This is a genomic window from Streptomyces sp. S.PNR 29 (genome assembly GCF_030386795.1).
In the GTDB taxonomy this organism is placed as follows: Bacteria; Actinomycetota; Actinomycetes; order Streptomycetales; family Streptomycetaceae; genus Streptomyces.
The window spans coordinates 389,851-412,542 of record NZ_JANUQM010000001.1; the positions used below are offsets into that span (position 1 = coordinate 389,851).

The window sequence follows — 22,692 nt, forward strand, 5'->3', positions numbered from 1 at the left end:
TTCCGGAACCGATGGACTGAACGGAAAATACGATCACCGCATGGACATACGCCGGGTCTCCTTCGACCACCCCGACGCCGTCAAACTCAACGACCAGGTACAGGCCGAGTACGACCTGCGCTACGGCGACGGCGGTGACGCCACGCCCCTGGACCCGGCCGACTTCGAGCCGCCGAACGGCCTCTACCTGATCGCGTACGACGAGAACGACGTCCCCGTCGCCTCCGGCGGCTGGCGCGCCCAGGACGCCAACGGTGAGGGAAACCTCGACGGGGACGCCGAGCTGAAGCGGATGTACGTGGTGGAGGAGATGCGGGGCCGGGGGCTGGCCCGCCGTGTCCTGGCCGCCCTGGAGGAGGACGCCCGCGCGGCCGGCCGCCGCCGCATGGTCCTGGAGACCGGCACCAAACAGCCGGAGGCGATCGCCCTGTACACCTCCAGCGGCTACGAGCCGTGCGAGAAGTTCGGCTACTACCGGCACTACGAGTCGAGCCGCTGCTACGCCAAGCAGCTGTAGGTCACGCGCGGAGAAACGCGAGGACCGCCAGGACCCGCCGGTGGGTGTCGCCGGCGGGCGGCAGGTCCAGCTTGGTGAGGATGCTGCCGATGTGCTTGCCGACGGCCGCCTCGGACACCACCAGCGTCCGGGCGATCGCGCTGTTGGACTTGCCCTCGGCGATCAGCGCCAGCACCTCCCGCTCGCGCGCGGTGAGCCGCGCGAGCGGGTCCCGGCGCCGGCGCAGCAGTTGGCGTACGACCTCGGGGTCGACGACCGTGCCGCCGGACGCGACCTCGGCGAGCGCGTCCACGAACTGCTCGACCTGGCCGACCCGGTCCTTGAGCAGGTAGCCGACGCCCGTTCCGTCGCCGGAGTCGAGCAGTTCGACGGCGTACGCCCGCTGCACGTACTGGCTGAGCACCAGCACCGGCAGCCCGGGCCGCTCGGCGCGCAGCCGCACGGCCGCGTGCAGGCCCTCGTCCTGGAAGCCGGGCGGCATCCGTACGTCCGTCACCACCACGTCGGGTGTGTGCTCGGTGACCGCCGCGAGCAGCGCGTCCGCGTCGCCGACCGCCGCGACGACCTCGTGTCCGAAGCGGGTGAGCAGACCGATGAGGCCCTCACGCAGGAGCACGCTGTCCTCGGCGAGGACTATGCGGAGCGGGGTGTCGGCCGGCAAGGAAACTCCACGTGCAGCAGGGTCGGTCCGCCCGGCGGGCTGGACAGGGAGAGTCTGCCATCGAGGACCGACACCCGGTCCGCGAGTCCGGTGAGCCCGGTGCCACCGCGCGGGTCCGCGCCGCCGCGCCCGTCGTCGCGGATGTCGAGGACCAGCCGCCTGCCGTCGTACGTCCCCCTGACCTCGGCGCGGCTCGCCCCGCTGTGCCTGGCGATGTTGGCGAGGGCCTCGCAGACCACGAAGTAGGCGGCGGACTCGACGGGTCGGGGCAGCCGGACGGACAGGTCGAGGCCGAGGTCCACGGGGACCGGGCTGCGGTCCGCCGCGTCGGCGACGGCGGCTTCGAGGCCGTAGTCGGCGAGGACCCTGGGGTGGATGCCGTGGATGAGGTCACGCAGTTCCGCGAGGGCCTGCTCGGCCTCCCCGTGCGCCTTGGCCAGTTGGCCGGCGAGCGGTCCGGGCGGGGCGTCCAGGCGGGCGAGGCCGAGCGTCATGGTGAGGGCGACCAGGCGCTGTTGGGCACCGTCGTGCAGGTCCCGTTCGATGCGCCGCCGCTCCGCCTCGAAGGCGTCCACCAACCGCACGCGGGAGCTGACCAGTTCGCTCTCCCTGGAGACCAGCAGCGCCCGCGCCAGCTCGGCCCGTGCCCCGGCCACGACCCCCAGGGCGTATGCGCCGGCCGCCAGCAGCACCAGCCCGAGCACGGCGACCCCGCAGGCCGCCGCCCAGGTGTCCACGGTCCACAGCTTGACCACCTTCGCCTCGCCGTGGACGCCGACCAGCACCGGCGTGGCGACCAGGGACAGCGGAACCCCGGCGCCGAACGTGACGGCCAGCGCGTCCAGCGGCCACAGCACCAGGGCGAGCAGGAGGGCGTACGCCAGCTCCCGCCAGGTCGCCGTCTCCCTGGCCCGCGTCGACAGCCACGCCGGCAGCCCCGGCCCGTCCGGCATCCGGTGGGACCCGGCGGGCAGCGGCCCCACGCCGGCCAGCCGCAGCCGCCACCGCTCGACGGCGGCTACGGGTATCCCGGCCAGCGCGGTGAGCACCAGCAGCGGCAGCCCCAGGAGCAGGACGGCGAGCGCGGCCCCGACCACGGCCCCGCTGAGGACCACCACCAGGACGACCGCCCCGAACAGCGCCCCGCTCGCCAGGAACGCCCCCGCCCGCCACGGCCACGCCGACCCCAGGTAACCGCGCCCGCCGAGCGCCTGCCACACCGTCATGGGGATCACCGTAGGAGCGGGCCGCTGACCCTGGCCATCGGTCCTGACGGAGATCCGGGGGTATGCCTGGCCCTACCTCAAGTCTCGTCCCTGACGCACTGATCACGGGTGCCCTCCCGGGGTTTCGTGGATCCGTGGTCGGAACCAACGGATGGGGGCGCGGGGAGAGATGAGACCCAACGCGATCGAACTGCACGCGGTGAGCAGGGAGTACGGATCGGGCGGTGGCCGGGTGACCGCGCTGGACCGGGTCTCGCTCGCCTTCCCGACGGGCTCCTTCACCGCCGTCATGGGGCCGTCCGGCTCGGGCAAGTCCACGCTGCTGCAGTGCGCGGCGGGTCTGGACCGGCCCACCTCGGGCTCGGTGCGGCTCGGGGAGACGGAGCTGACGGCGCTGAACGAGCGGCGGCTGACCCTGCTGCGCCGCGAGCGGGTCGGGTTCGTCTTCCAGGCGTTCAACCTGCTGCCGTCGCTGACCGCCGAGCAGAACGTCGCCCTGCCGCTGCGCCTGGCCGGCCGGCGTCCGCCGAAGGCGCGGGTGCGGGAGGTGCTGCGGCAGGTGGGGCTCGGGGAGCGGGCCGGTCATCGGCCCTCGCAGTTGTCCGGAGGTCAGCAGCAGCGCGTGGCGCTGGCCCGTGCGCTGGTCACCCGGCCCGAGGTGCTGTTCGGCGACGAGCCGACGGGTGCGCTGGACTCGGGGACCGGCCGTGAGGTGCTGGCGCTGCTGCGCGGCATGGTCGACGCCGAGGGCCGGACGGTCGTGATGGTGACCCACGATCCGGTGGCCGCCTCGTACGCGGACCGGGTGGTGTTCCTGGTCGACGGACGGGTGAGCGGCGAGCTGACGGGTGCCTCGGCCGGTGAGATCGCGGGACATATGACGACGCTGGAGGCCGTGCCGTGCTGAGCATCGCCGTGCGCACCCTGCGCACCCGCTGGATCACCTTCACCGGCACCTTCGTCGCCCTTGCGCTCGGCGTCGCGCTGATCGCCGTCATGGGCCTGGCGCTCGCCTCCTCGCTGGACGCGCCCGAGCGGCGGCCGGAGCGGTTCGCCACGGCGCCAGTGGTGGTGCGGGGGCAGGACACGCTGCGCGTGCCGACCCCGATCGGCGTCCGGACGCAGCAGCTGGCGCACCCCCGCCCCGTACCGGCCCGGACGGTCGCCGCGCTGCGCGCGCTGGGCCGGGTCACGGAGGACCGCTCCTTCCCGGTGCGGGTCGAGGGCGGCCCCGGCGATCCGGTGGGTCACCCGTGGTCGACGGCGGCGTTCGCCCCGTACGAGCTGACTGCGGGGCGTGCGCCGCGAGCCGCCGACGAGGTGGTGGTCACCGGGGACTGGGCGCGTGTCGGCGAGCGGCTGCGGACCGGCTCCGGCGCGGTACGGGTCGTGGGGACGGTACGAGGGCTCGGTTTCGAGAACCCGGTGTTCTACTCCGACGCGCGCGCCGCCCGCCTCTCGCCGGGGAGCGCGCAGCTGGTCGTGGACGCGGACGCGGCGCAGGTACGAAGGGTGGTGGGCACCGGCGCCCAGGTGCTCACCGGCGACGCGCGGCGGCTCGCGGACGCCGGTCCCGACCGGGACCGGGAGGCGCTGACCGCGCTGAACGCGCTGTTCGGGACGGCGGGCGGGGTGTCCGGGTTCGTGTCGGTGTTCGTGGTGGCGTCCACGTTCGCCTTCGCGGTCGCCCAGCGGCGCCGGGAGTTCGGTCTGCTGCGCACCGCGGGCTCCACACCGGGCCAGATCCGCCGGATGGTGTGCGCGGAGGCCCTGCTGATCGGCATCCTCGCCTCGGCGACGGGCTGCGCGCTGGCCTCGTACGCCGCCCCGCACCTGGCCGCGTGGGTGGTGGACGGCGGCCTCGCCCCCGGCTGGTTCACGATCGGCGACCACACCTGGCCGTATCACGTGGCCTTCTGGACGGGACTGCTGGTGGCCCTGTGCGGGGTGGTGGCGGCGTCCTGGCGGGCCGGGCGGACCGGGCCCACGCAGGCGCTGCGCGAGGCGTCGGTGGACAGCGGTGCCCTGACGTGGGGCCGCCTGCTGTGCGGCGCGGCGCTTCTGGTCACGGCCGGTGCGACCCTCGCCTGGGCACTGGCGTCCGACCCGGGTGACCTGCTGCACCGCAAGACGTACGTCAGCCGTCCGATGCTGCTGATCACGGCGGTGGCGCTGCTGGCCCCGGCGCTGGTGCGCCCGCTGACCCGGCTGGTCGCGTGGCTGCCGTCCCGGCTGCCCGGTGCGGGCGGGATGCTGGTGCGGGAGAACGCCGCCGCCGCGGTCCGCCGTACCGCCTCGGTCGCGGCGCCCGTCCTGGTCACGGTGGCGCTGACGGGCTCGCTGCTCGGGGCCACCGCGACGCTGAACCGGGCGCAGGCGGCCGAGGCCCGGGAGCGGACGGCCGCCGACTTCGTGGTGACGTCGGAGAGCGGCCTGGACCGCGCGGCGCTCCGGCGGCTGCGGGCGGTGCCCGGCGCGGAGGTCTCGGCGACGGCGTCGAGCGCGGTGTACGTGCTGGAGGACGGGGTGGCCCTGATCCGCTCCGCCGCCCGGGCCGCCGACCCGCGGGCGCTCGCCGCGACCGCACGGCTGCCGCTGACGGCCGGGCGGATCACCGGCCTCGACGACCGGTCGATCATCGTCAACGAGGAGTGGCAGCGGCACACGGTCGGCGAGCACGTGACCGTGTGGCTCGGCGACGGCACGCGCAGGTCGCTGAGGATCGCCGCGGTGATGCCGGTCGGCACCGGCGACAACGGCGTGTACGTCACCCCGGCCAACGCGCCGGGAGCGGCCGTCGACCGGGTCGAGGTGAGGATGGCGGAGGGCGCGCGGGCCGACGCGGTGGCGGCGGGACTGCGGGAGGCGGTCCGGGCGTCGGACGGGCGTGTGCTGACCAAGGCGGCGTGGCTGAGGGCCACTTCGCCCCGGACCGACGGCACGACCCGGCTGGGCTTCCTGCTGGTCCTCGGCATCGCCCTGCTCTACACCGGCATCTCCCTCGCGGGCACGCTGGTGATGGCGACCTCCGACCGGGCGCGCGACCTGGCGGTCCTGCGCCTGGCGGGCGCCACCGGCGGGCAGGTGCTGCGCCTGGTCGCCGCGGAGGCCCTGACCGTGGTCGCCGTCGGCACGCTGCTGGGCCTGCTGGTGGCGGGCCTGAACCTGGCCGGCATGGGGGCTGCCCTGGGCCTGCTGTCGGCACCGGCGTCGATCGCCCTGCCGTGGCAGGCGCTGGGCATGGCGGCCGGGGCGTGCGCGGTCCTCGCGGTGGTGTCTGCGGTGATCCCGGCGGGTGTCGCGGTGCGGCGGGCGCGGGGGATGGCCGGGGTGCGGGAGTGAGCGGCTGAGACGGCGTCAGCCCGTGTGTGTGCTCCGGCGCACAAAAAGAATCCCGCCCGATCAACCGATCGGGCGGGATCCCATCAACTGCCTCGCGAGCAGTTGTTGCGGTGGACCTGAGGGGATTTGAACCCCTGGCCCCCTCGATGCGAACGAGGTGCGCTACCGGACTGCGCCACAGGCCCTTGCAACGAGTGAAACTTTAGCACCCCGATCGGGGTGCTCGGAAATCCGATCCCCGGCGGCGCTCCCTGGTGGGGCGGGGGCCTAGGCCCTGTCGTTTGGATCATCCCGGCGTCGCGGGGCGGCGCCGTGACTGCAGCCGGCCTGATCCAAACGACAGGGCCTACTCGTTGGCGGCCCGCGGCCGGTCCCCGTCCTCGTACTGGTCGAACAGTGGCGTACGGCCCCGCTCGCGTGCCCGGCGGGCGGACGCGGCGCGGCGGGCGTCACTGCGGCCGCCGGTCTCGGGGCCGTCCTCGGCGTGGGCCGTCGCCGTGTCCCGTTCCGTGGCGTCGGCGGGGCCGGGCGCGTCCTCGCGGTCGGGGGCGACGGGGCTGGACCGGGCCGAGCTCCACGCGTCCGGCGCTCCCAGGTCCACGTCGGCGGTGGCGCGCGGGGCGACCGGCGCGGTCACGTACGTCGGCAGCGGTACCGGTACCGGATCCCAGCTGTCGCCCTGTCCGGGGCGGCGCTGCCGTTCGCGCTGCTGGTCGACCCACTCCGCGTGGTCGGTCTGCTCGACCAGGGCCCGCCGGTCCGCGGCGAGCGCCGACAGGCCGGGGTCGGGCCCCGGCTCGGCGCCTTCGTCCGGCTCCTCGGCGTCGGCCTCGGCCTCGACGGTCGCACGCCGGCGCGGCTGGCGCTCGCCGCGCTCGCGCAGTCGCTGTGCGGCGGCCTCGGCCCGGCGGCGGTCCATCTGGTAGGCGAAGCGGCGGCGCTCCTGGGAACGCAGGTACGCGATGTACGCGCTGAGCATGACGGCGGGCACGCCGGGCGCCCACAGGAACGCGAGCCCGCCGACCGCGGCGACGATCGCGCCGAGCGTGAAGGCGAGGAAGAGGACGGTCGTGGTGCGTCTGCGGCGCGCGAGGACCTTCGAACGCTGGGCGCGGGCCGCGGCTGCCTGTGCGGCGCCCGCGCTGGGCGCGCGGCGGGCGGCCGGGACGCGCTCCCGCGCCGGTGCCGTGCCGGGTTCGGAGGCCTTCTTGGCCGCGGGGCGGCGGGGCGGCCTGCCCGTCTCGTCATGCGCCGGTTCGGGCCGCGGGGAGACGGGCCGCGGTACGGGTACCTGGGTCTGCGGGCAGGTCTTGGACACGGCGAAGGCCCGGACGTCCACCGAGTCGGTGACGGCATCCGGGTCGTCGGCGTCGTGCTCCCCCTCGTCGGCGGAGCGCGCCCGCAGGTCCTTGGCGTACCGGCGCTCCATCCCCGCCCGTCCGGACAACAACCGGATGGCCGTGCTGAAGCGTTCCGTCGGACGGGCCTCGTTCAGCTCGTCCTGCCTACGGAGCCACATGGGCACCAGGTAGGCGGCCCAGGCCCCGACAATGACTGCGTAGATGAGGCCGCTGCTGCTCACGCCTCACACGGTAGAGGGGTTTGCATGAGGCCATCTGCCAATTGCGCCGGTGTGTCGCACGATCTGGCTGATATTTCGAACTTTTTTTGTGACCGGCGCGATCAGCAGACCGTCAAGGCCGGGAATTCAATGCCCTGAGATGGTCGCCAACCGATCATTATCGAACACATATTCAATTCTGGGTGACGGGGATCAGTGAGGCGCGTTCTGGGAGCGTGTCCGGTGCCAGCGCGTGAGCAGGCCGTCGGGCACCTCCTCCGCGGTGAGCGCGAAGACGAGGTGGTCGCGCCAGGCTCCGTCGATGTGGAGATAACGCGGCCTGAGCCCCTCCTCGCGGAATCCGAGTTTCTCCACGACCCGGCGGCTGGGCACGTTCTCGGGGCGAATGCAGACCTCGATGCGGTGCAGACCGACCGTGCGGAAACAGTGGTCCACCACGAGTGCCACGGCCGTCGGCATCACGCCACGGCCCGCCACCGCCTCGTCCACCCAGTAGCCGACGTGCCCGGAGCACATCGAGCCCCAGGTGATCCCCGCCACCGTCAACTGCCCGACCAGTCGCCCCTGGTACTCGATGACGAACGGCAGCATCCTGCCCGCGTTCGCCTCGGACCTGAGGTGGCGGACCATCTGGCGGTAGGTCGGCCGGTGCGCCATCGGCCCCCCGGGCGCGGGCGGCGGAATGGTCGCCTCCCATGGCCGCAGCCAGTCCCGGTTGCGCCGGTTGACCTCGCGCCAGGCCCGCTGGTCGCGCAGCTTTATCGGCCGGAGGAGGACATCGCCGTCCACCAGTTCGACGGGCCAGGATGGGCTGTTCAGCTGGCACCCCCACTGCTGGCGCCGGGTCTGGGGTGATCGCCGCCCCGGATCTGGTCGACGGCGTGGACCAGCAGGGGTTCCAGGACCGCCAGTCCGTCCTTCACCCCGCCGGTGGAACCCGGCAGATTGACGATCAGCGTCCGCCCGGCCACTCCGGCGAGGCCCCGGGAGAGCGCCGCGGTCGGCACCTTGTCCCGGCCGAACGCCCGGATGGCCTCCGCGATGCCCGGCACCTCGTGGTCGATCACCCTGCGCGTCGCCTCGGGGGTGCGGTCGGTGGGCGAGATGCCGGTGCCGCCGGTGGTGACGATCACGTCGTAGCCGGCCTCGACGCCGGAGCGCAGCGCGGCCTCGACGGGGTCGCCGTCGGGCACGACCTGCGGGCCCTCGACGGCGAAGCCGAAGCCCCTGAGGCCGTCGGCGATCAGCGGGCCGCCCTTGTCCTCGTAGACGCCGGCGGCAGCCCGGTTGGAGGCGGTGACCACCAGAGCGCGGTAGGTCATGCCCGGCTCCAGTGGCCCGACTTGCCGCCCGTCTTCTCCTCCACCCGTACGTCCGTGATGACCGCTCCCTTGTCGACCGCCTTGACCATGTCGATCACGGTGAGGGCGGCGACGGAGACCGCGGTGAGGGCCTCCATCTCGACGCCCGTGCGGTCCGTCGTCTTCACCGTGGCCCGGATCTCCACGGCGTCGTCCGCGACCGACAGGTCCAGTGTCACACCGGACACCGACAACGGGTGGCACAACGGAATGAGGTCCGGGGTGCGCTTGGCGCCCATGATGCCCGCGATCCGCGCGGTGGCCAGGGCGTCGCCCTTGGGGACGCCCTCGCCGCGCAGCAGCTCGACCACGCGGGGCGAGACCAGGACGCGGCCGCTGGCACGGGCCGTGCGCGCGGTCACGTCCTTCTCCGACACGTCCACCATGCGGGCGGCGCCCGCGTCGTCGATGTGCGTCAGGCGGTCCTGCACTGGGGGTGCGGAGGTGTCCCCCCGGTCATGCTCAGTCATGCTTCTGTGGCGCTCCCGGTCCGGGCCCGGCGCGGTGCGGCGCGTGGGCCTGCTGTGCGCGACACGGTACCCCCAACCAGCGGCGCTCAGCCGAGCAGGACCACCTCGACCTCGGTGCCGGGCTCGACGGACTCGACGTCCTCCGGGACCACGATCAGCGCGTCGGCGTGGGCGAGCGCGGCGATCAGGTGGGAGCCGGCGCCACCGACCGGGGTGACCGCGCCGTCGGCGTATGTGCCGCGCAGGAACTGGCGGCGGCCCTTCGGCGAGGTCAGCGCCTTGTCCGCGGTCAGGGTCGCCCGGGCCGTCGGCCGGTGGACGTCGTCCAGGCCCATGAGGGCGCGGATCGCGGGGCGGACGAACAGCTCGAAGGAGACGTACGAGGAGACGGGGTTGCCGGGGAGGGCCAGCAGCGGGATGTGGTCGGGGCCGATGGAGCCGAACCCCTGGGGCTTGCCGGGCTGCATGGCGAGCTTGCGGAACTCGACGCCGCTGCCGGGCTCGTCCTCGTCGCCGACGTGCGCCAGCGCCTCCTTGACGACGTCGTACGCCCCGACGCTCACGCCACCGGTGGTGACCATCAGGTCTGCGCGGACCAGCTGGTCCTCGATGGTGGAGCGCAGGATCTCGGCGTCGTCGGCGACGGCGCCCACACGGTAGGCGATGGCGCCGGCGTCGCGGGCGGCGGCGGTGAGGGCGAAGCTGTTGGAGTCGTAGATCTGGCCGCTGCGCAGTTCCTCGTCGGGCTGGACGAGTTCGCTGCCCGTGGACAGCACCACCACGCGCGGGCGCGGGCGGACGCGTACGGTGCCGCGGCCGATCGCCGCGAGCAGGGCGATCTGGGGCGGGCCGAGGACGGTGCCGGCCTCCAGGGCGCGGTCGCCGACCCTGACGTCGCTGCCCTCCGCGCGCACATGCGCGCGTGCCTCGGCCGGGCGGTAGACATGGACCTCGCCCTCGGCGCCCTCGGGGGCCAGGCTGCGGGCGCGCATCCCGCTGACCGGCCCCTCGCCGAGGCCGCCGTCGGTCCACTCGACCGGGACGACGGTCTCGGCGCCCGGCGGGAGCGGGGCGCCGGTCATGATGCGGGCGGCCTGGCCGGGGCCCACCTGGAGCAGATCGGCCTGGCCCGCCGCGACGTCCCCGACGACCTCCAGGACGGCGGGGAACTCCTCGCTCGCGCCCGCGACATCCGCGACCCGTACCGCGTACCCGTCCATGGAGCTGTTGTCGAACGGTGGCAGGGACACCGGCACCGTGATGTCGTCGACCAGGACGCAGCCCTGGGCGTCGAGCAGGTTCAGCTCGATGGGTTCGAGGGGGCGGACGGTCGCGAGGATGTCCTCCAGGTGTTCGTCCACCGACCACAGGTGGTCCGGTCCGGTGGCGCGGGGCGCGGCGCTGCTCAACGTGGCTACATCTCCTCGGCTACGTACCTGCGAAGCCAGGTCCGGAACTCCGGGCCCAGGTCTTCACGTTCGCATGCGAGTCTGACAATGGCACGCAGGAAGTCGCCTCGGTCGCCGGTGTCATAGCGGCGGCCCTTGAAGACGACGCCGTGCACCGGGCCGCCGATCCTCTCGTCCTCCGCGAGCTGCTGGAGGGCGTCGGTGAGCTGGATCTCGCCGCCGCGGCCCGGCTCGGTCTTGCGCAGGATGTCGAAGATGCGCGGGTCGAGGACGTAGCGGCCGATGACGGCGTAGTTGGACGGGGCCTCGGCCGGGTCGGGCTTCTCCACCAGGCCGCTGACCTTGACGACGTCGGCGTCCTCGGTCCTCTCGACGGCGGCGCATCCGTAGAGGTGGACCTGCTCGGGTGCGACCTCCATGAGGGCGATGACGCTGCCGCCGTACTGCTCCTGGATCTCGATCATGCGCTGGAGCAGCGGGTCACGCGGGTCGATCAGGTCGTCGCCGAGCAGGACCGCGAAGGGCTCCTGACCGACGTGCGGGGCGGCGCACAGCACGGCGTGGCCGAGGCCCCGGGGGTCGCCCTGGCGGACGTAGTGGATGGTGGCGAGGTCGCTGGACTCCTGGACCTTGGCGAGCCGTTCGGCGTCGCCCTTCTTCTCCAGGGCGGACTCCAGCTCGTAGTTACGGTCGAAGTGGTCCTCCAGCGGGCGCTTGTTGCGGCCCGTCACCATGAGGACGTCGTCGAGCCCCGCCGCCACGGCCTCCTCGACCACGTACTGGATCGCCGGCTTGTCCACGACCGGCAGCATCTCCTTGGGAGTGGCTTTGGTGGCCGGCAGGAACCGGGTACCGAGGCCTGCTGCGGGGATGACAGCCTTGCTGATCCGAGGGTGCGACTGAGTCATGCGGCAACCTTATCCGGTGCGTTTGCAGTGAATCTGCCGCTCCGGTTAATTAGCGCTCATATGAGCGTATTCGATCGGTTTCGGGAGGGACTGTGGGTCACGGCGGACGCGCGGCCGAGCCTGACAAGCGGACGTTGCGGCGAGAGTTCCTCGCAGTGAGGAACAGGTTGACGGCGGATGACGTGCGGGAAGCGGCGACGGCGCTGGCCGAGCGGGCGCGGGACCTGCCCGAGTTGGCGCAGGCGCGCACGGTGGCGGCGTACGTCTCCGTGGGCGCCGAGCCGGGCACCCTCGCGCTGCTCGACGCGCTGCGCGCGCGGGGTGTGCGCGTCCTGCTTCCGGCCCTGCTGCCCGACAACGACCTGGACTGGGGCACCTACACCGGGGAGGGGTCCCTCGCACGCGTCCGACACGGCGGGAAAATGGCCCTGTTCGAGCCCGCCGGCGAGCGCCTCGGCCCGGACGCCGTGACCGCCGCGGACGTCGTTCTGCTGCCCGGCCTGGCGGTCGACGCGCGCGGCATGCGGCTGGGGCGCGGCGGAGGCTCGTACGACCGTGTTCTCGCCCGTTTGGAGCAGGCGGGGGCGCGTCCGGCGCTGGTGGTGCTGCTGTACGACTCGGAGGTCGTCGAGCAGCTGCCGGCTCAGGCGCACGACCGGCCGGTGCACGCGGTGGTGACGCCGTCCGGGGTGCGGCGGTTCCGGACGGCCGACAAGACCGGCTGACACCACGCCGTGATGCGAACGGCCCTCCACGCGCGCGTGGAGGGCCGTTTCCGACGGATTGTCAGCGCCTCACGGCTTGAGCACCAGCGTGTCGCTCGTGCCGGCGTCGACCGCCTTGCGCGAGTAGGACCACGGCAGCAGTTCGCCCTTGACCCACTTGCTGGTCTGGTCGATGTAGTGGGCGCTGTAGGCGTGCCCGGAGGCGCCGGTGAGGTTGATCCACTTCGACTTGTCGAGATCGGCGAGGTTGACCACCATCCGCATCGACGGCACCCAGACGACGCCGTAGCCGCCGGCGGCGTTCCAGCCGGTGGCATCGACCGCCGCCTCGCCGCCGCCGAGCTCCCACGGGCCGCGGTTGAGGACGTACTGCAGGAAGCCGGGGCCGTCGGTGCCGAGGGTGCTGTTCTTCAGGAACAGGCGGTGCAGCCGGCCCCAGCTCCAGGTGTCGATGTCCTTGCCGAGCTTGGCGGTCAGCTCCCAGCGGGCGTCGATCATGGCGCGCTTGAACAGATCGTCCCGGTTGTCGGCCTCGTCACGGTTGCCCACTCCGGCGGGCGTCGTCCACCAGTCGCTCTTCGGGTCGTCCATGAGGTTGCGGACCACCTCGAACCAGCGGTCGCCGCCGTCCGGCTGCGCCTGGTCGGCGTCGCGCTGGCCGCACTCGCGGACCTTCTCGGTGGCGTCCGCGGGCCCGGTGCTGTTGACCGGCTCGACCCACAGGCACTGGCCCTTGACCCGCAGCTCCTTGGGCAGCTTGTTGCCGAAGGCCAGCTTGAGGATGTTGCGCCAGACCGCGTTGAAGTAGGCGGCCGCCGCCGAGTCGGCGTCCTGGGTGTAGTCCCAGCCCTCCAGCAGCTTCTGCGCCTCGCGGACGTCCTTGTCACCGGTGTCGATCTTCAGCAGCTGGGGCACCAGCAGCTTGGCGATCTCACTGCTGTTGTCCATCTGCATCTGACGCATGTCGTCGGTGGAGATCTTGCCGCCGTCGTCGATCTTCTGCTGGATCAGGTCGGTGATCCGCTGGCTGCGGGTGCCGTACCCCCAGTCCGTGGTGAGCGTGTAGGGGTACTTGTCCTGGTCGATGACGGCCTGGTTGGCGGTGACGATGTAGCCGCGCTTCGGGTTGTACTCGTACGGCAGCTCGTCCTGCTTGATGTAGCCGGTCCAGCGGTACTTGGAGTCCCAGCCCGGCGCCGGAATGGAGCCGTCGTCGTCCTTCGCGCGCGTGGGGATCTTTCCGGGCAGCGTGTAGCCGATGTTGTTCCTGGTGTCGGCGTAGACCAGGTTCTGCGAGGGCACGTCGAACAGTGCGGCTGCCGCGCGGAAGCCGCTGAAGTCCGCCGCCTTGTCCATGGCGAAGATCGCGTCCATGGAGGTGCCCGGCTCCAGCGCGGTCCAGCGCAGCGCGACGCCGTAGCCGTCGCCGCGGTCGGGGGCCGCGGTGTCGACGGTGGCCTTCCTGCCGACCTTCACCAGCTCGTCGTCACGGTCGGACAGCAGGGGGCCGTTGTTGGTCTCCCGGACGACGATCTTCTTGGGCGCTCCGCCGGCGACCTTGATGGTCTCCTCGCGCGTCTTGAAGGGCAGCACCTTGCCGTCGTACAGGTAGCCGTCGCCGGTGATCTTCTCCAGGTACAGGTCGGTGACGTCGACGCCGGAGTTGGTCAGGCCCCAGGCGATGTTCTGGTTGTGGCCGATTATCACGCCCGGCATGCCCGCGAAGGTGTAGCCGCTGACGTCGTACTGGCACTTGTCGGAGACGCTGCGGCAGTGCAGGCCCATCTGGTACCAGACGGACGGCAGCGAGGGCTTCAGGTGCGGGTCGTTGGCCAGCAGCGGCTTGCCGGTGATGGTGTGCTTCCCGGAGACCACCCAGGCGTTGGAGCCGATGCCGTTGCCGTTCACGCCGACGGCCGTGGGGAGGTCGTCCAGGACGCTCTGGAGACCCGAGAGCTGGCTCTGCAGGGCGGAGGCGCCGGTGGATGTTCCCGCCGTTCCGGATGTCCCGGGCGTTCCGGCCGATCCGGACGTTCCGGTGGAGGTACCCGGAGTCGAGGACGTGCCCGCGGTGCCGCTCGTTCCGCTCGTGCCGCCGCCCTCGAACGTACCGGTGAGCTCGTCGTACTGCCCCTGCTGCACGATCGCCTTGTTGCGGCTGTACGGGTACTGCGGGTACAGGTCGGCGATCTGCTTCGGGCCGAGGCGGCTGGTCATCAGGGCGCGGTCCACCTCGTCCTGCATGTTGCCGCGCAGGTCCCAGGCCATCGCCTTCAGCCAGGAGATCGAGTCGACGGGAGTCCACTGCTCCGGCTTGTAGTCGTTGGTGAACCCGAGGGCCGCGTACTCCAGCGAGATGTCCTTGCCGTCCTTGCCCTGCAGGTAGGCGTTGACTCCCTTGGCGTACGCCTGGAGGTACTTCTTCGCGGAGGCCGACAGCTTGGTGTCGTACTCCTCCTTCGCGACCCGGTCCCAGCCCAGCGTGCGCAGGAACTCGTCGTTCTCGACCTGGCCCTTGCCGAACATCTCCGACAGACGCCCGGCGGTCATGTGCCGGCGCACGTCCATCTCGTAGAACCGGTCCTGCGCCTGGACGTAGCCCTGCGCCATGAACAGGTCCTCGTCGGAGGAGGCGTAGATCTGCGGGATGCCGTAGCCGTCGCGCTTGACGTCGACGGGTCCCGACAGGCCCTCCAGCGTGATCGAGCCCTTGGTCTGCGGGAAGGAGGCGCGGACGGTGCTGATCGACCAGTACGCCCCGTAGGCGACGCCACCGATGATGGCCAGTACCAGCACGAGCACGATCAGGCGGGCTCTGCGTCCCTTCTTCCTGCCGGACTTGCCGGGCTGCTGACCCGAAGAAGCGGTGTTGGTGGGGGGCATCGCTGTCCTTGCTGTCCTAACACGAGCGGCAGGCGGAGCTGTCCTTTTAACTGAGCGCTGGAGCAACCATAGGCGCAGGGCCCGACGCCCCTTGACGCGGAGTCGGGAACCGGCACGGACGGGCGTTCGATCTTGCCAAGCCGAGCGTCAAGAAATAGTCAAGAGTTAGGTAAGGTAACGAAGTAGTTGGCTACGGAGCCCGTGGCTTCGTGTGCGATGTACGTGAGCACGCGCGCGTGGTGCGCGGGTGCCAGGGAAGGGAACGGCCGCTGACTGTCCACCACCTCAACCAGCTCCTGCTCGTCTGCTCGCTCGTCCTGCTCGTCGCCGTCGCAGCGGTCCGGATCTCCTCGCGCAGCGGGCTCCCCAGCCTGCTCGTCTACCTGGCCATCGGCGTCGCCATGGGGCAGGACGGCATCGGCGGCATCCACTTCGACAACGCGGAACTGACCCAGGTCATCGGGTACGCGGCCCTGGTCGTGATCCTGGCCGAAGGTGGTCTCGGCACGAAGTGGAAGGAGATCAAGCCGGCCCTGCCCGCCGCCTCCACGCTGGCGCTGGCCGGGGTCGCGGTGAGCGTCGGCGTGACGGCGGCGGGCGCGCACTACCTGACCGGGCTGGAGTGGCGCCAGGCGCTGATCATCGGGGCGGTGGTGTCCTCGACGGACGCGGCGGCCGTCTTCTCGGTGCTGCGGAAAATCCCCCTCCCCGCGCGCGTGACGGGCACACTGGAAGCCGAGTCCGGCTTCAACGACGCCCCCGTGGTCATCCTGGTGATGGCCTTCTCCGCGGCCGGCCCGCTGGAGCACTGGTACCTGCTGCTGGGCAAGATCGCGCTGGAGCTGGCCATCGGTGCGGCCATCGGACTCGCGGTGGGCTGGCTGGGCGCCTGGGGGCTGAGGCACGTGGCGCTGCCCGCCTCCGGCCTCTACCCGATCGCCGTCATGGCGATCGCCGTCGTGGCCTACGCGGCGGGCGCACTGGCGCACGGCAGCGGCTTCCTGGCCGTGTACCTGGCCTCCATGATGCTGGGCAACGCGCGGCTGCCGCACTGGCCCGCCACCCGCGGGTTCGCCGAGGGGCTCGGCTGGATCGCCCAGATCGGCATGTTCGTCCTGCTCGGCCTCCTGGTCACCCCGCACGAACTGGGCGACGACGTCGTGCCCGCGCTCGTCATCGGGCTGGTGCTGACCATGGTGGCGCGTCCGCTCAGCGTCGTGCTGGGCCTGCTGCCGTTCCGGGTGCCATGGCAGGAACAGGCCCTCATGTCCTGGGCCGGGCTGCGCGGGGCCGTGCCCATCATCCTGGCGACCATCCCCATGGTGGAGGGCGTCGAGGCCAGCCGGCGGATCTTCAACATCGTCTTCGTCCTCGTCGTCGTCTACACCCTGATCCAGGGGCCGACGCTGCCGTGGGTGGCCCGCAAGCTGCGCCTGGGCGACGGGGCGGAGGCCGCTGACCTCGGCATCGAGTCGGCGCCCCTGGAGCGGCTGCGCGGGCACCTGCTGTCCGTCGCGATCCCGGAGGGCTCGCGGATGCACGGCGTCGAGATCAACGAGCTGCGGCTGCCGTCCGGGGCGGCCGTCACCCTCATCGTGCGCGCGGGTGAGTCGTTCGTACCGCTGCCGACGACGGTCCTGCAGCGCGGGGACGAACTGCTCGTGGTCGCCACGGATCCCGTCCGGGACTCCGCGGAGCGACGGCTGCGCGCGGTGGGGCGCGGCGGCAAGCTCGCCGGGTGGCTGGGCGTGAACGGGCCGGGGAGCAGTGGCAGGTGAGAGCAGAAACGGACCGGGGGCAGCAATCGCAGGTGAGAGCCCGCATGGTGCTCTCTTTCACAGGTGTGACGCCGGTTGCCCCTGTACGATGAAGCCGTCACCTGATCGAACCAACTCTGCCTGACGCAGAGCTGGCGCGACCGTATGGCGGCCGGCCCCCTCCGTGGCCCGGTATCTACCGCAGTACGCGCAAGAGGACAGCTCTCGGCGCCCGCCCCCTTGTCGAAGGGGCCGCGCTACCAGGCGGCGGAAAGGCACGGGCCGTGGCGTCCACGGTCACCTCGAAGTCGTCCCGTCCGGGGTACGGACAGCTGCTGCGCACCCGCGGCGCCTGGACGTTCCTGCTCCCTGGCTTCGCGGCACGACAGCCGTTCGCGATGCTCACCATCTCGATCGTGCTGCTGGTGCAGCACACCACCGGCTCGTACGGGGCGGCGGGCGCCGCCGCGGCCGTCACGGGCGTCTCCATGGCGCTGTTCGCGCCCTACGGCGGCCGCCTCGCCGATCGCTACGGGCAGCGGGCCGTGCTGGTCCCGGGTGTGCTGGTGCACGCCGTGTCGTGCCTGGCGCTGACGGCTCTCGCGCTGGGCCGCGCTCCCCTGTGGGCGCTGTTCGCGGCGGCCGTTCCGACCGGCGCCTCGGTGCCGCAGATCGGGCCCATGGTGCGGGCCCGCTGGGGCGTGACGCTCAAGGGCTCCCCGCTGATGACCACCGCGGCGGCCTTCGAGTCCGTGACGGACGAGCTGACCTTCGTCGTCGGACCACTGCTGGCCACCGCCCTGTGCACGGCCGTCGACCCGGCCGCGGGCCTGGTCACGGAGGCCGCGCTGACCCTGCTCGGCGGCCTGCTGTTCGCCGCGCAGAGGAGCACCCAGCCCCCGGTCACCGGTGGGAAAGACGAGGGGCACGCGCGCGTGGAGCACGCTTCCGCGCTGCGCGTCCCCGGGGTGCGCGTCCTGATCGTGGCCTTCCTGGGCATCGGGTCCGTCTTCGGCGGCATGCAGGTCTCGCTCGCCGCCTTCACCGAGTCGATCGGCGCACCCGGGCTGAACGGCGTCCTGTACGGCGTCTTCGCCGCGGGCAACATGCTCTCCGGCATCGTCTGCGGAGCCGTCGCCTGGAAGGCGGCCCCGCAGCGGCGCCTGGTCGTCGGGTACGCCGCCCTGGCGCTGACCGCGTCCGGTCTGTGGGCCGCGCACTCGGTGCCCGTCCTCGCGGGCCTCGGTCTGCTGGTCGGCATGTGCATCGCGCCCGCCCTCATCACCGGCTACACCCTGGTCGAGTCCCTGGTCCCGGCCGGCGCGCGCACCGAGGCGTTCACCTGGCTGACCGGCGCGGTGGCGCTCGGCCAGGCGGCCGCCGTCACCGTCTCCGGACAGCTGGAGGACCGCTTCCGGGACGGCGCCGGGTTCCTGGTGCCGATGGGCGGCACCGTGCTCGCCCTGGCGACCCTGGTGGCACTGCGGTCACGGCTGGCGGCACGGCCCCACAGCCGGACCGTCGCACGTGGCGTCGGTCACCGCGCGCCGCTCCCAGTGGACTGATCCCCGGGAATGCGTCACTATGGACCGTCGTTAGCACTCGCAGAGTTAGAGTGCCAGCACTCACCAGGTGAGAGTGCCAGGAGGAAGACAGTGCCCACCTACCAGTACCAGTGCACCGAATGCGGCGAGGGCCTTGAGGCGGTGCAGAAGTTCACCGACGACGCCCTGACCGAGTGCCCCAGCTGCAAGGGCCGCCTGAAGAAGGTGTTCTCGGCGGTCGGCATTGTCTTCAAGGGCTCCGGCTTCTACCGCAACGACAGCCGCAGCTCCTCGTCGAGCAGCTCGCCGGCGTCGTCGAAGTCGTCGTCCTCCTCTTCCTCGTCGGCTTCGTCGTCGTCCTCGGACTCGACCTCGTCGTCGTCCTCGTCGTCCTCGTCGTCCGGCAGCTCCGGCAGCTCCGCCAGCAGCACCGCCGCGTAAGGCCCACTTCTTACGGGACCCTGTCGTCGTCCGGCGACGGGGTCCTCGGCCTCCGCGGGTGCGGCTAGTGTGCGGGGCATGGCGAACAAGGTGAACGCCGAGATCGGCGTGATCGGCGGCTCCGGTTTCTACTCGTTCCTCGACGACGTGACCGAGGTCCAGGTGGAGACTCCGTACGGGCCGCCCAGCGACTCCCTCTTCCTCGGCGAGGTCGCCGGCCGGCGGGTCGCCTTCCTGCCCCGGCACGGTCGCGGCCACCATCTGCCGCCGCACCGGATCAACTACCGGGCCAACCTGTGGGCGCTCAGGTCGGTCGGCGTGCGCCAGGTCCTCGGCCCGTGCGCGGTGGGCGGTCTGCGTCCCGAGTACGGGCCGGGCACACTGCTGGTGCCGGACCAGCTGGTCGACCGTACGAAGTCCCGGCTGTCGACGTACTTCGACGGTCTGCCGCTGCCCGACGGCACGGTGCCGTACGTGCTGCACGTGTCGCTGGCCGACCCCTACTGCCCCACCGGGCGGGCGGTCGCGCTCAAGGCCGCACGCGGGCGGGACTGGGAGCCGGTGGACGGCGGCACCCTGGTGGTGGTCGAGGGGCCGCGCTTCTCGACCCGTGCAGAATCGTTGTGGCACCAGGCGCAGGGCTGGTCGGTGGTGGGCATGACCGGCCACCCGGAGGCCGCGCTCGCCCGCGAGCTGGAGCTCTGCTACACCTCACTGACCCTGGTCACCGACCTCGACGCCGGTGCCGAGACCGGCGAGGGCGTCTCGCACGACGAGGTGCTGCGGGTCTTCGCGGCGAACGTGGACCGGCTGCGGGGCGTGCTGTTCGACGCGGTGGCCGCGCTGCCGGCGACCGGAGAGCGGGACTGCCTGTGCACAAAGGCGCTGGGCGGGATGGATCCGGGGTTCGCGCTGCCGTAGCCCTGCGGCGGAACTGCTCGTTCGGGTGAGGGAGTTGTCCACAACCTGCGAGTAACACACGGGCGTCGGCGGGCGGCGGCGCGAGGCCTCATCGTGGGGATCGCAAGCCGATCCGTCGTCGCAGGTGGTGGTTCACCGTGTCCCGTCCCTCTTTCCTCCCTCCTCCCTCGTCTCGTCTCTCTTCTTCCCCCTCTTCTTCTCCCTCGCCTGCTCGCTCTTCTTCCCCCTCTTCTTCTCCCTCGCCTGCTCGCTCTTCTTCTCCCTCGCCTTCTCTCTCTTCTTCTCCGTCGCCGCGGCCGCACGGCACCGACGCTCCGCCCACGTGCGAGGTGCCGCAGTTCGCCCCCGTGCGGGTGCGCGGCGGGCGGTACCAGCTGCGCCGGCTCGTGCGGCACCGGAGGCGAGCTGTGGCGGCCGGCCTCGCCGTCACCGCGGCGGCGCTGGTGGCGGCCGGTCCCGAGGAGGGGGCCGACGCGCGTGGCGCCGAGCGGGCGCGCGGGCATCCGGTGGCCGATCAGGCACGGCAGCGGCGCTCCACGGCGTTGGTGTCGGCGCCGGTGCGGATCGCAGACGCGGCCACGGTGCGGCTGCTGAGGCCGGGCGACCGGGTCGACGTCGTCGCGGCCGAGGGCCCTGCGGCCGGTGGTGACGCCCGGCTGGTCGCGCGTGGCGCGCGGGTGACGAAGGTGCCGGAGGTCCTGGACGGGGCCGCGGAGAGCGGGGCGCTGGTCGTGCTCTCGGTACCGCGTGCCACCGCGGCGCGACTGGTCGGCGCGGGAGCCACGGCACGGCTTGCGGTGACGCTGTGCTGATCCCCTGGACAGGCTTGCCAAGTGGTCACGTAGGTTGCGGAACTGTTTGTTCCACGACTTGTACAGAGGGGCTTCTTGGTGAGCGAGAAGAAGGAAGCGAACATCCTGCAGGGCTTCAAGGCCTTCCTGATGCGCGGGAACGTCGTCGATCTGGCGGTGGCGGTCGTCATCGGTGCCGCCTTCAGCAACATCGTCAACTCGGTGGTGAAGGGCATCATCAACCCGCTGGTCGGGGCGATCGGCACCAAGAACCTCGACGGCTACAGCTCGTGCCTGGAGGCGCCGTGCAAGGTGGCCGCCGACGGCACGGTGACAAGCGGTGTCCCGATCCTGTGGGGTTCCGTCCTCGGTGCCACCCTCAGCTTCCTGATCACCGCGACCGTCGTCTACTTCCTGATGGTTCTGCCCATGTCGAAGTACCTGGCGCGGGTGGAGGCCCGCAGGAAGGCGAAGGAGGGCACGCACGAAGTCGTCGAGGTCACCGAGCTGGAGGTACTCACGGAGATCCGCGACGCGCTGGTCGCGCAGCGCGGTACGGGCCACGACCGGCAGTAACGGCGGCCTGCCCGGCTCACAGGTGGTGGGGCGGCTTCTCGTCGAGGAAGCGCTTCAGGTCGGCCGCCGGGTCGCCGTCGGTCCGCTCGCCCCACCCGCGGTCGGTGTCGTCCGCGGTCTGCTGGTCCAGCGGGTCGTCGAAGACCAGCGCGGGCTTCGGCGCGCGCGGCTCGGGGTCGGGGGCGGTACTCATGCGTCCAGGGTACGGCTCCCGGCCGGTGCGCTCCGTCCACGAGCAGGTTCGCCCTCCGTCTGCTGTGCTGGGATTCATGACGTCCAGTCCGACTCCCGCGCCAGGGTCCTTCGGCGCTCCCGGCAGACGCGGGCCGCTGCGCAGGCTCACCGCCCGCGGCCGCGACGAGGCGTACCGGGTCGCCACACCGCTGGAGCTCTTCTTCGACCTGTGCTTCGTCGTGGCCGTCGCCCAGGCGGGCATCCAGCTGGTGCACGCCGTCGCCGGGGGACACGCCGGCGAGGGGATCGGCGACTACGCGATGGTGTTCTTCGCCATCTGGTGGGCCTGGATGAACTTCACCTGGTTCGCCTCGGCGTACGACAACGACGACGTGCTCTACCGGGTCGTCACCTTGGTGCAGATCGCCGGCGTCCTGGTGCTCGCCGCAGGGATCTCCCGGGCGTTCGAGGACCACGAGTTCCTGGCCGTGTGGCTCGGCTATCTGATCATGCGGCTCGCCATGACGGCGCAGTGGCTGCGGGTGGCACGCGCCGCCGCGCCGCCGGAGCGCACGATGGCGCTGCGGTACGCCGGTGGTGTGGCGCTCTGCCAGATCGGCTGGCTGGGGCTGCTGTTCTTCCCCGAGAGCGCCCGGCCCTGGGTGTTCCTGGTGATGGCGCTGCTGGAGATGTGCGTGCCGCCGTACGCGGAGAAGGACCATCCCACGTCCTGGCATCCGCACCACATCTCCGAGCGGTACGGACTGTTCACCATCATCGTGCTCGGCGAGACCATCGCCGCGGCCACGGTCGCGGTGAAGTCCGGCATCGACGAGAACGACGCGCTGGGCGAACTGCTGCCGATCGCCGCGGGCGGCCTGCTGATCATCTTCGCCGCCTGGTGGATCTACTTCGCGGTCCCCATCCACGGCCATCTGCGCTCCAACAGACAGGCCTTCCTGTGGGGCTACGGCCACTACCTGGTGTTCGCCTCGGCCGCGGCGATCGGGGCCGGCCTGGAGGTGGCGGTGGAGCAGACCGTCGGCAAGGCGCACATCTCCACGCTGGCCGCGTCGGCCGCGGTGACCCTGCCGACGGCGCTGTACCTGCTCACGGTGTGGGCGCTGCACTCGCGCTACTTCAAGGTGGGCATGACCCAGCAGCTGGTGCTGCCGAGCGCGGCACTGCTGGTGATCTGCTGCACGTTCCTCGGCGACTGGGCGGTGCTCGCGGCGGGCGTGGTCCTGGCGCTGACGGTGGCGACGGGCGAGACGCTCATCATGCGCAGGGTCACCCGGGAGCGCGGCACTACGACGCCGGCCGCGTGACGCCGGCCGTGTGACGTCGGCCGTGTGAGGTCACCGGCCGTGTGAGGTCCGTCGGGCACCGGGTGCGGGGCCTCCG

Annotated in this window: 21 protein-coding genes and 1 tRNA gene; 11 read left to right on the plus strand and 11 right to left on the minus strand. The window is 72.1% G+C overall.

The annotated features are described in order from the left end of the window. Positions 1 to 40 precede the first annotated feature (40 nt). Positions 41 to 517, plus strand: a complete 477-nt coding sequence (locus NW895_RS01945; protein WP_289933269.1) for a GNAT family N-acetyltransferase — start codon at positions 41 to 43, stop codon at positions 515 to 517. A gap of 1 nt (position 518) precedes the next feature. Here NW895_RS01945 and NW895_RS01950 read toward each other — a convergent pair whose 3' ends face one another. Both NW895_RS01950 and NW895_RS01955 read right to left on the minus strand, forming a co-directional pair. Then, entirely contained in the window at positions 519 to 1,178 is a 660-nt protein-coding gene (locus NW895_RS01950) for a response regulator transcription factor (RefSeq protein WP_289933271.1), read from the minus strand. Continuing rightward, complete coding sequence (locus tag NW895_RS01955) at positions 1,151 to 2,404, minus strand: sensor histidine kinase (RefSeq protein WP_289933272.1); 1,254 nt, start codon at positions 2,402 to 2,404, stop codon at positions 1,151 to 1,153. The genes NW895_RS01950 and NW895_RS01955 overlap by 28 nt, the downstream gene beginning before the upstream one ends. A 169-nt stretch (positions 2,405 to 2,573) precedes the next feature. On the opposite strand from NW895_RS01955, the gene NW895_RS01960 reads away from it, so the two are divergent. Both NW895_RS01960 and NW895_RS01965 read left to right on the plus strand, forming a co-directional pair. Beyond that, positions 2,574 to 3,311, plus strand: coding sequence for an ABC transporter ATP-binding protein (locus NW895_RS01960; protein WP_289933273.1), 738 nt, complete (start codon positions 2,574 to 2,576; stop codon positions 3,309 to 3,311). Then, positions 3,305 to 5,746: an FtsX-like permease family protein gene (locus NW895_RS01965; RefSeq protein WP_289933275.1), complete on the plus strand. Its 2,442-nt coding sequence runs from the start codon at positions 3,305 to 3,307 to the stop codon at positions 5,744 to 5,746. The genes NW895_RS01960 and NW895_RS01965 overlap by 7 nt, the downstream gene beginning before the upstream one ends. 111 nt (positions 5,747 to 5,857) lie before the next feature. Here the strand turns inward: NW895_RS01965 and NW895_RS01970 are convergent. The 7 genes from NW895_RS01970 to galU form a co-directional block, all read right to left on the minus strand. After that, positions 5,858 to 5,931, minus strand: a tRNA-Ala gene (locus tag NW895_RS01970). A gap of 161 nt (positions 5,932 to 6,092) precedes the next feature. Further along, complete coding sequence (gene glpR / locus NW895_RS01975) at positions 6,093 to 7,328, minus strand: gephyrin-like molybdotransferase receptor GlpR (RefSeq protein ID WP_289933276.1); 1,236 nt, start codon at positions 7,326 to 7,328, stop codon at positions 6,093 to 6,095. A 192-nt stretch (positions 7,329 to 7,520) separates the two neighbouring features. Next, on the minus strand, positions 7,521 to 8,117 hold the full coding sequence (locus NW895_RS01980; protein ID WP_289933277.1) for a GNAT family protein: 597 nt from the start codon (positions 8,115 to 8,117) through the stop codon (positions 7,521 to 7,523). A 26-nt stretch (positions 8,118 to 8,143) separates the two neighbouring features. Continuing rightward, entirely contained in the window at positions 8,144 to 8,650 is a 507-nt protein-coding gene (locus NW895_RS01985; protein WP_289933278.1) for a MogA/MoaB family molybdenum cofactor biosynthesis protein, read from the minus strand. Beyond that, on the minus strand, positions 8,647 to 9,159 hold the full coding sequence (gene moaC / locus NW895_RS01990; protein WP_289933279.1) for a cyclic pyranopterin monophosphate synthase MoaC: 513 nt from the start codon (positions 9,157 to 9,159) through the stop codon (positions 8,647 to 8,649). The genes NW895_RS01985 and moaC overlap by 4 nt, the downstream gene beginning before the upstream one ends. Positions 9,160 to 9,245: 86 nt before the next feature. Then, complete coding sequence (gene glp / locus NW895_RS01995) at positions 9,246 to 10,568, minus strand: gephyrin-like molybdotransferase Glp (protein WP_289933280.1); 1,323 nt, start codon at positions 10,566 to 10,568, stop codon at positions 9,246 to 9,248. Between the two features lie 5 nt (positions 10,569 to 10,573). Beyond that, the gene (gene galU, locus NW895_RS02000) at positions 10,574 to 11,476 is read right to left on the minus strand and encodes a UTP--glucose-1-phosphate uridylyltransferase GalU (protein WP_289933281.1); all 903 of its coding nucleotides are present in this window, start codon (positions 11,474 to 11,476) and stop codon (positions 10,574 to 10,576) included. Positions 11,477 to 11,568: 92 nt separating this feature from the next. Here galU and NW895_RS02005 point away from each other — a divergent pair, with 92 nt between their 5' ends. After that, positions 11,569 to 12,201, plus strand: coding sequence for a 5-formyltetrahydrofolate cyclo-ligase (locus NW895_RS02005; protein WP_289933282.1), 633 nt, complete (start codon positions 11,569 to 11,571; stop codon positions 12,199 to 12,201). Positions 12,202 to 12,270: 69 nt separating this feature from the next. Here NW895_RS02005 and NW895_RS02010 read toward each other — a convergent pair whose 3' ends face one another. Then, complete coding sequence (locus NW895_RS02010) at positions 12,271 to 15,084, minus strand: penicillin acylase family protein (RefSeq protein WP_289933283.1); 2,814 nt, start codon at positions 15,082 to 15,084, stop codon at positions 12,271 to 12,273. 239 nt (positions 15,085 to 15,323) lie between these two features. On the opposite strand from NW895_RS02010, the gene NW895_RS02015 reads away from it, so the two are divergent. The 6 genes from NW895_RS02015 to mscL all read left to right on the plus strand — a co-directional run bounded on the left by NW895_RS02015 (position 15,324) and on the right by mscL (position 21,114). Next, complete coding sequence (locus tag NW895_RS02015; RefSeq protein ID WP_289933927.1) at positions 15,324 to 16,862, plus strand: potassium/proton antiporter; 1,539 nt, start codon at positions 15,324 to 15,326, stop codon at positions 16,860 to 16,862. 263 nt (positions 16,863 to 17,125) lie between these two features. Next, positions 17,126 to 18,406 carry an MFS transporter gene (locus tag NW895_RS02020; protein WP_289933284.1) on the plus strand — a complete coding sequence of 427 codons (1,281 nt, stop codon included), beginning with the start codon at positions 17,126 to 17,128 and terminating at the stop codon, positions 18,404 to 18,406. Between the two features lie 90 nt (positions 18,407 to 18,496). Beyond that, entirely contained in the window at positions 18,497 to 18,826 is a 330-nt protein-coding gene (locus NW895_RS02025) for an FmdB family zinc ribbon protein (protein WP_289933285.1), read from the plus strand. A gap of 78 nt (positions 18,827 to 18,904) precedes the next feature. Continuing rightward, the gene (locus tag NW895_RS02030; protein ID WP_289933286.1) at positions 18,905 to 19,747 is read left to right on the plus strand and encodes an S-methyl-5'-thioadenosine phosphorylase; all 843 of its coding nucleotides are present in this window, start codon (positions 18,905 to 18,907) and stop codon (positions 19,745 to 19,747) included. A 137-nt stretch (positions 19,748 to 19,884) separates the two neighbouring features. After that, a complete protein-coding gene (locus tag NW895_RS02035) occupies positions 19,885 to 20,559 on the plus strand; it encodes a hypothetical protein (protein ID WP_289933287.1) in 675 nt (224 codons plus the stop codon). Between the two features lie 78 nt (positions 20,560 to 20,637). Next, complete coding sequence (gene mscL, locus NW895_RS02040) at positions 20,638 to 21,114, plus strand: large conductance mechanosensitive channel protein MscL (RefSeq protein ID WP_289933288.1); 477 nt, start codon at positions 20,638 to 20,640, stop codon at positions 21,112 to 21,114. Between the two features lie 16 nt (positions 21,115 to 21,130). Here mscL and NW895_RS02045 read toward each other — a convergent pair whose 3' ends face one another. After that, positions 21,131 to 21,307, minus strand: a complete 177-nt coding sequence (locus tag NW895_RS02045; protein WP_289933289.1) for a hypothetical protein — start codon at positions 21,305 to 21,307, stop codon at positions 21,131 to 21,133. 76 nt (positions 21,308 to 21,383) lie between these two features. On the opposite strand from NW895_RS02045, the gene NW895_RS02050 reads away from it, so the two are divergent. Continuing rightward, on the plus strand, positions 21,384 to 22,616 hold the full coding sequence (locus tag NW895_RS02050) for a low temperature requirement protein A (protein ID WP_289933290.1): 1,233 nt from the start codon (positions 21,384 to 21,386) through the stop codon (positions 22,614 to 22,616). Positions 22,617 to 22,692: the final 76 nt, after the last annotated feature.

Coding starts and splice junctions, on each gene's coding strand:
- NW895_RS01945 (WP_289933269.1), top strand. CDS start 41: ATGGACATACGCCGGGTCTCCTTCGACCACCCCGACGCCGTCAAACTC.
- NW895_RS01955 (WP_289933272.1), bottom strand. CDS start 2,404: ATGACGGTGTGGCAGGCGCTCGGCGGGCGCGGTTACCTGGGGTCGGCG.
- NW895_RS02010 (WP_289933283.1), bottom strand. CDS start 15,084: ATGCCCCCCACCAACACCGCTTCTTCGGGTCAGCAGCCCGGCAAGTCC.
- NW895_RS02030 (WP_289933286.1), top strand. CDS start 18,905: ATGGCGAACAAGGTGAACGCCGAGATCGGCGTGATCGGCGGCTCCGGT.
- NW895_RS01960 (WP_289933273.1), top strand. CDS start 2,574: ATGAGACCCAACGCGATCGAACTGCACGCGGTGAGCAGGGAGTACGGA.
- moaC (WP_289933279.1), bottom strand. CDS start 9,159: ATGACTGAGCATGACCGGGGGGACACCTCCGCACCCCCAGTGCAGGAC.
- NW895_RS02045 (WP_289933289.1), bottom strand. CDS start 21,307: ATGAGTACCGCCCCCGACCCCGAGCCGCGCGCGCCGAAGCCCGCGCTG.
- NW895_RS02050 (WP_289933290.1), top strand. CDS start 21,384: ATGACGTCCAGTCCGACTCCCGCGCCAGGGTCCTTCGGCGCTCCCGGC.
- NW895_RS01985 (WP_289933278.1), bottom strand. CDS start 8,650: ATGACCTACCGCGCTCTGGTGGTCACCGCCTCCAACCGGGCTGCCGCC.
- galU (WP_289933281.1), bottom strand. CDS start 11,476: ATGACTCAGTCGCACCCTCGGATCAGCAAGGCTGTCATCCCCGCAGCA.